This window comes from Massilia sp. MS-15, from assembly GCF_020176695.1.
GTDB classification, from domain to species: domain Bacteria; phylum Pseudomonadota; class Gammaproteobacteria; order Burkholderiales; family Burkholderiaceae_D; genus Telluria; species Telluria hydrophila.
Map to the genome: position 1 here is coordinate 62,823 of NZ_JAIWIA010000025.1, position 6,648 is coordinate 69,470.

Sequence of the window (6,648 nt, forward strand, 5' to 3'; positions counted from 1 at the left end):
TCCGCCCCGCGCTGCGGGACGGACGGCCAACGATCAAGCTTGGTGGTGGGTGGTGAAATCGATGGTGCAAACGTCTGGCTTACTTGTCGTCGATGCGCCCGAGCAGCAGGTATTCGATGAGCGCCTTCTGCACGTGGAGGCGGTTCTCCGCCTCGTCCCAGACGACCGACTGCGGGCCGTCGATGACGTCGGCGGACACTTCCTCGCCGCGGTGCGCAGGCAGGCAGTGCATGAACAGGGCGTCCGGCGTGGCGCGCGCCATCTTGGCGGCGTCGACGATGAAGCCGTCGAAGGCCTTCATGCGCTCGGCGTTTTCCTTTTCGTAGCCCATGCTGGTCCAGACGTCGGTGCTGACCAGGTGCGCGCCCGCGCAGGCGTCCGACGGATTGTCGAACAGCGTGTAGCGCTGGGTGGACACCAGCTTCGGATCGAGCTCGTAGCCCTTGGGCGTCGACACGTTCAGGTGGAAGCCGAACACCTCGGCCGCCTGCAGCCACGAATACAGCATGTTGTTGGCGTCGCCGATCCAGGTAACAAGCTTGCCCGCGATCGGGCCGCGGTGCTCGTAGAAGGTAAAGATGTCGGCCAGCACCTGGCAGGGATGGTGTTCGTTGGTCAGGCCGTTGATCACCGGGACGCGCGAGTTCGCAGCGAAGCGCTCGATGATTTCCTGGCCGAAGGTGCGCACCATGATGATGTCGCACATGCGCGACATGACCTGGCCCGCGTCTTCGACCGGCTCGCCGCGGCCCAGCTGGCTGTCGCGGGTGTTCAGGTAGATCGCGGCGCCGCCCAGCTGGTGCATGCCGGCCTCGAAACTCAGGCGGGTACGGGTCGAGCTCTTCTCGAACACCATCACCAGCGTGCGGTCGACCAGCGGGTGGTAGACCTCGTAGGCCTTGAACTTGCGCTTGATGACCTTCGCGCGCTCGATGACGTATTCGAATTCGTCCAGCGAGAAGTCGGAGAACTGCAGGAAGTGCTTGATGGGCTTTGCGACTGGCATATCGTCTTTGCGTCTTTGCTGAATATGTTATCCCTTGAATTATAAGGGTTTTTGCTTGACGTTAGGGAAGGCGCGGTTTTGCAGGGTGGGCGGCGGTGCCGCCCACGCGTTCGACGCACGGCTGCGCTGCCTCAGGGCCGGCACCACGTGCACGCGTGGGCGGGTGACCCGCCCACCCTACGCCAACGCCACGTTCCTGGTCAATACAGCGTCTGCGAAGACTCGTGCAGCAGCTGGGCATACAGTGCGTGCCGCATCTTCGCGATCCTGCCTTCCGCGACCGCGGCCAGCACCGCGCACTGCGGTTCGGCCAGGTGGCGGCAGTTGTAGTACTTGCAGCCGCCGAGGTAGGGCTTGAACTCGACGAACGCGCGTTCCAGCATGCCTTCCGTCAGGTGGTAGAGCCCGAATTCCTGGAAGCCCGGCGAATCGATGATCGAGGCCCGGCCGGCCGCCCCGCCGGGCAGCCAGTACAGGCGCGTGAAGGTGGTCGTGTGCTTGCCGGTGTCGAGCGCTTCCGAGATCTCGCGCACGGCGATGTCGGCGTCCGGCACCAGGAGGTTGACCAGGGACGACTTGCCCATGCCCGACTGCCCGATGAAGATCGAGGACTGGCCCGCCAGCAGCGGCACCAGGGTCTCGACCGCCTGTTCGGGGCGTGCGCGCGCCGACAGTTCGTGCACCGGGTAGCCGAGCGCGCCGTACAGGCCGACCCGTTCGCGCGCGCGCGCCAGCGGTTCCTCGACGTCCACCTTGTTCAGGATGATGTGCGCTTCGATCCCGGCCGCTTCGGCCGCCACCAGCGCGCGCGAGACCAGGTCGTCGGCGAAGCTCGGTTCGGTGGCAACCACGATGAACAGGCGCGAGATGTTCGACGCCAGCAGTTTCGACTTGTACTGGTCCGAGCGGTAGAGCAGGGTGCTGCGCTCGGCGATCGTTTCGATCACGGCCTGGTCGTTCGAGGTACGGGCCAGGTGCACGACGTCGCCCACGGCCACGTTGGTCTTCTTGCCGCGCGTGACACACTGCAGCTTCTCGCCGTCGGCATCGGCCAGGTAGTGGCGGCCATGGGCGGCGATGATGGTGGCGGTGAGCTGGTCTCCTTGCGCCTTCTTGCTGCCCTTCATGCGGCCTGTCCTTTCGCGTAGAGCGCGTCGGCCCGGGCCGCGCAGATGAAATCCTTGTCGGTCAGCGCGCCGCCGGCCGAATGGGTGGTGTAGGCGAGCGTGCAGCGGCGGTAGCCGACCCGCATGTCGGGGTGGTGGTCCTGGGACTCGGCCATGTCCGCCACCGCGTTGACGAAGGCGATGGTGGCGCGGTAGTCGGGGAAGGCGTATTCCCGCGTGAGCGCGCCGTCGACCGCCTGCCAGTGCGGCAGCTGCGCCAGGCGCGCGCGCAGCGCATCGGGGTCGTGCGGCGCGGCGCCCGCGCGGCACTGCGCCTGGTTCAGGGCGGGCGCCGTCATGCGGCCGCCATGTTCAGGTGCTTCACCCGCACCGAGGCCGGCGGGTGCGAATCGTAGAAGGCCGAGTGCAAGGGGTCGGGCGTCAGGGTCGAGGCGTTGTCCTCGTACATCTTGACCAGGGCCGAGACCAGGTGGCTGCTATCGGTATGGCGCGCCGCGAAGGCGTCCGCCTCGAACTCGTGCTTGCGCGAGGTGATCGAGCCGAGCGGCGACAGCACGAAGCTGAACACCGGCAGCACCAGCGCGAACAGGATCAGGGCCATGCCGTCGTTCGGCGCGTCCATCATCGGGAGCACGCCCAGGCCGGTGTAGAACCAGGCCTGGGTCTTCAGGTAGCCGAGCAGGGCCAGCAGGCCGAGCGAGATGGCGAACATCACGGCGATGCGCTTGACGATGTGGCGCAGCTTGAAGTGGCCCAGTTCGTGGGCCAGCACGGCCTCGATCTCGTGCGGCTCGAGGCGCGTCAGCAGGGTGTCGAAGAACACGATGCGCTTGTTGCTGCCGAAGCCGGAAAAATAGGCATTGCCGTGCGCGCTGCGCTTGCTGCCGTCCATCACGAACAGGCCCTTCGAGGCGAAGCCGACGCGCGCCATCAGGCCTTCGATGCGTTCCTTCAGGCGGGCATCCTCGAGCGGCGTGAACTTGTTGAACAGCGGCGCGATGACGGTCGGGTAGAGCACCATCATCAGGAGCTGGAAGCCGCTCCACACGCACCAGGCCCACAGCCACCACAGGTCGCCGCTTTGCTCCATCAGGGCCAGGATCACCCACAGCAGCGGCAGGCCGATGACCGCGCCCACCAGCGCACCCTTGGCCATGTCGGCCAGCCACAGGCCGGGCGTCATCTTGTTGAATCCGAAACGCTCTTCCAGCACGAACTGGCGGTACCAGTCGAAGGGCAGGTCGAGCAGGCTGGACAACACGGCGAAGGCCGCCACCAGCGCGATCTGGTGCGCCATGCCCGGTCCGGTCAGGCCGAGCAGGGCGACGGACAGCGCCTGCAGGCCGCCCAGCAGGGTAAAGCCGATCAGCACCAGCCCGCCCCACAGCATGGCGGCGATGCCGAAACGGGTGCGCGCGACGGTGTAGTCGGCCGCTTTCTGGTGCGCCGCCAGCGCTACCTTGGGCGCAAACTCGGCCGGTACGTTGGCGCGGTGGCGCAGCACGTGACGGATGTGGCGGCTGGCCAGCCAGAAACGCACGCCCAGCGTCAGCGCGAAGAAAACCACGAACAAGACCGAAAACCCGAGTGAAGACATGCTGTGCCTGTGAGAAAATGCAGGATTAGTGCAAAGCAAATGCGCAACAACGAATGCAGCATCCGCATGCTGCACACATAAGCAAAGAGAGAATTATGTCACAAGCTACACAATCCGAAGGCGCAGGCGCGGCCGTGCGTCCGAACGAGTTCAACCTGGTCTGGCTGGACATGGAAATGACCGGCCTCGACCCGGACACCGACCGCATCATCGAAGTGGCCGTGGTCGTGACCGACGCCGACCTGAACATCATCGCCGAAGGCCCGGTGTTCGCCATCCACCAGTCTGACGAAACCCTCGACAAGATGGACAACTGGAACAAGGGCACCCATGGCAAGTCGGGCCTGATCGACCGCGTCAAGGCCTCCACGGTGACCGAAGCCCAGGCCGAACAGGAACTGATCGCCTTCCTGAAAAAATACGTGCCGGCCAACAAATCGCCAATGTGCGGCAATTCGATCTGCCAGGACCGCCGCTTCATGGCGCGCGGCATGCCGAAGCTGGAAGCCTTCTTCCATTACCGTAACCTGGACGTGTCGACCCTGAAGGAACTGTGCCGCCGCTGGAAGCCGGAGCTGGCGTCGGGCTTCAAGAAGCACCAGAAGCACACGGCGCTGGCCGACATCGTCGAGTCGATCGAGGAACTGCGCTACTACCGCGAGCACTTCATCAAGCTGTAATGCTTCCGGCATAAACCAGCTTCGCCGCCGCAGGCAATTGCACTTTTGCAATATGCTTGATGGGCAACAGGGTATGCGACAATCGGGCCATGGCTCACCTACCGCGCCCCGACGGCGAGACCGCGATGCGTGCGCGCATCCGCCGGCACGACTGGACCCAGACCCCCCTCGGCCCGCCCGAGAGCTGGCCGCCGGCCTTGCGCACCGCGGTCGACATGATGCTGCACTCCGCCTTCCCCATGTTCCTGGCCTGGGGGCCGGACCTGAGTTTCCTCTACAACGACGCCTACGTACCGCTGCTCGGTCATAAGCACGGGCAGGCGCTGGGCGCGCCCTGTCGCGAGCTGTGGGCCGAGGCTTGGCAGGACATGGTGCCGCTGATCGACCGTGCGCTGTCCGGCAAGCAGGTGTATTTCGAGGACATGCCGATGACCGTCCGGCGGCGCGGCTATCCGGAACGCGCCACCTTCACCTTCTCCTATGCACCCCTGCTCGGCGGCGACGGCGAAGTGGCCGGCATGTTCTGCACCGTGATGGAAACCACGCGCCGCGTCGCCGCCGAACGCCGCGCCGCCTTCGAGCTGACTGTGTCGGATGCGCTGCGCCCGCTCGTCTCGAGCGAGGAGGTGATCGCCACCGCCAGTGCGCTGCTGGGCGGCGAGTTGGGTGCCGACCGCGTGCTGTACCTGGAACTGGACGCGGCCAGCGGCCGTCTTGCCCGCCCGCGCTGCTGGGCACGCGCCGGCCAGCGCGCGGCGCCGCCGGACGTCAGCCTGGAGGCGTTCGGCCCGGCCGTGGCCGCCGCTCTGGACGCCGGCGACGTGGTGCGCATCCATGACACATCGGGCGACGTGCGCACCGCGGGCTGCCGCCCCGCCTGCGCCGCCGCCGCGATCGGCGCGCTGCTGCTGGTGCCGCTGGTGAAGTCGAACCGGCTCACGGCCTGCCTCGGCATCGCATGCCGCCAGGCGCGCCACTGGAGCGAGGACGACGTGCAGCTGGCGCGCGACTTGGCCGAACGCACCTGGGCCGCGGCCGGAACCGCGCGTGCCCAGGCCGAGCTGCGCGCCGAGCGCGACCGCAACCGCCACCTGTTCGACACCATCGCCGAAGGCTTCGCGGTATGCGACGCCGACTGGACCATCATCGAGATGAATGCCGAAGGCCTGCGCCTGTGCCGCAGCACGGCGGCCGAGGTGATCGGGCGCAGCCACTGGGACGTGTTCCCGGACATGGCGGGCACGGACGCCGGGCGCATGTACCGCGAGGTGATGCGGACCCGGGTTGCGTCGGCGGCGATCCATGCCAGCGCCTTCCCCGACGGCGAGCCGGTCTGGACCGAGGTGCGCGCCTACCCGATGCAGGACGGCGGCATCGCTGCGTTCTTCCGCGACATCACCGACCGCAAGCTGGCCGAGCAGAAGCTGGTCGAGGCCGACCGTCGCAAGGACGAGTTCCTGGCCATGCTGGCGCATGAGCTGCGCAATCCGCTGGCGCCGATCAGCGCCGCCGCCGAACTGCTGCGCATCGGCCGGCTCGACGATGCGGCCGGCGTGGCGCGCGTGCGCCACAGCAGCAACATCATCGGGCGCCAGGTGCGCCACATGACGCGCCTGGTGGACGACCTGCTGGACGTGTCGCGCGTCACGCGCGGCCTGATCACCCTGGAGCGCGCCCCGGTCGGGATGCGCGCCGTGGTGCAGGAAGCGGTGGAGCAGGTGCGCCCGGCGATCGAGGCGCGGCGCCAGAAGCTGGCGGTGCACCTGCCGCCATCCTGGGCCGCGGTGGAAGGCGACAAGGCGCGCCTGGTGCAGGTGGTCGCGAACGTGCTCGGCAACGCCACCAAGTACACGCCGGAAGCCTGTGCCATCGACCTGCGCGCCGAGGTACGCGGCAAGGGCGAGCGCGGAGCGCTGGTGATCAGCGTGCGCGACGAAGGCATCGGCATGGAGGCCGAACTGACCGGCCGGGTGTTCGACCTGTTCGCCCAGGCGGCGCGCTCCTCCGACCGGTCACAGGGCGGCCTGGGCCTGGGCCTGGCGCTGGTACGCAACCTGGTCGAGCTGCATGGCGGCGCGGTGGGCTGTTCCAGCCCCGGACCGGGCAAGGGCAGCACCTTCGTGGTCACGCTGCCGCTGCTGGAGGGCGGCGCGCCCGAGGCCACGCCCGAAGCGCCGGCCGGCACGGCGCAGCGGGGCGCGCTGACCGTGCTGATCGTGGACGACAATGTCGATGCGG

General features: G+C 67.5%; 6 protein-coding genes. 2 read left to right on the top strand and 4 right to left on the bottom strand.

The features are described from left to right. Positions 1-79: 79 nt before the first annotated feature. The 4 genes from argF to LCI23_RS11200 form a co-directional block, all read right to left on the bottom strand. Positions 80-1,006 (bottom strand): ornithine carbamoyltransferase, encoded by a 927-nt coding sequence (argF, locus tag LCI23_RS11185; RefSeq protein ID WP_224946542.1) that lies wholly within the window; start codon positions 1,004-1,006, stop codon positions 80-82. A 200-nt stretch (positions 1,007-1,206) separates the two neighbouring features. Further along, positions 1,207-2,133, bottom strand: coding sequence for a ribosome small subunit-dependent GTPase A (rsgA, locus tag LCI23_RS11190; RefSeq protein WP_224946543.1), 927 nt, complete (start codon positions 2,131-2,133; stop codon positions 1,207-1,209). Continuing rightward, positions 2,130-2,471 (bottom strand): 4a-hydroxytetrahydrobiopterin dehydratase, encoded by a 342-nt coding sequence (locus tag LCI23_RS11195; protein ID WP_224946544.1) that lies wholly within the window; start codon positions 2,469-2,471, stop codon positions 2,130-2,132. The genes rsgA and LCI23_RS11195 overlap by 4 nt, the downstream gene beginning before the upstream one ends. After that, the gene (locus LCI23_RS11200; RefSeq protein WP_224946545.1) at positions 2,468-3,730 is read right to left on the bottom strand and encodes a M48 family metallopeptidase; all 1,263 of its coding nucleotides are present in this window, start codon (positions 3,728-3,730) and stop codon (positions 2,468-2,470) included. Before LCI23_RS11200 ends, LCI23_RS11195 begins: the two co-directional genes overlap by 4 nt. A gap of 95 nt (positions 3,731-3,825) precedes the next feature. Between LCI23_RS11200 and orn the strand changes: the two genes are divergently transcribed. Then, positions 3,826-4,410 (top strand): oligoribonuclease, encoded by a 585-nt coding sequence (gene orn / locus LCI23_RS11205; protein WP_224946546.1) that lies wholly within the window; start codon positions 3,826-3,828, stop codon positions 4,408-4,410. Positions 4,411-4,499: 89 nt separating this feature from the next. Continuing rightward, on the top strand, positions 4,500-6,648 hold a 2,149-nt coding region (locus tag LCI23_RS11210; RefSeq protein ID WP_224946547.1), incomplete at its 3' end, for a PAS domain-containing protein.

Coding starts and splice junctions, on each gene's coding strand:
- argF (WP_224946542.1), bottom strand. CDS start 1,006: ATGCCAGTCGCAAAGCCCATCAAGCACTTCCTGCAGTTCTCCGACTTC.
- rsgA (WP_224946543.1), bottom strand. CDS start 2,133: ATGAAGGGCAGCAAGAAGGCGCAAGGAGACCAGCTCACCGCCACCATC.
- LCI23_RS11195 (WP_224946544.1), bottom strand. CDS start 2,471: ATGACGGCGCCCGCCCTGAACCAGGCGCAGTGCCGCGCGGGCGCCGCG.
- LCI23_RS11200 (WP_224946545.1), bottom strand. CDS start 3,730: ATGTCTTCACTCGGGTTTTCGGTCTTGTTCGTGGTTTTCTTCGCGCTG.
- orn (WP_224946546.1), top strand. CDS start 3,826: ATGTCACAAGCTACACAATCCGAAGGCGCAGGCGCGGCCGTGCGTCCG.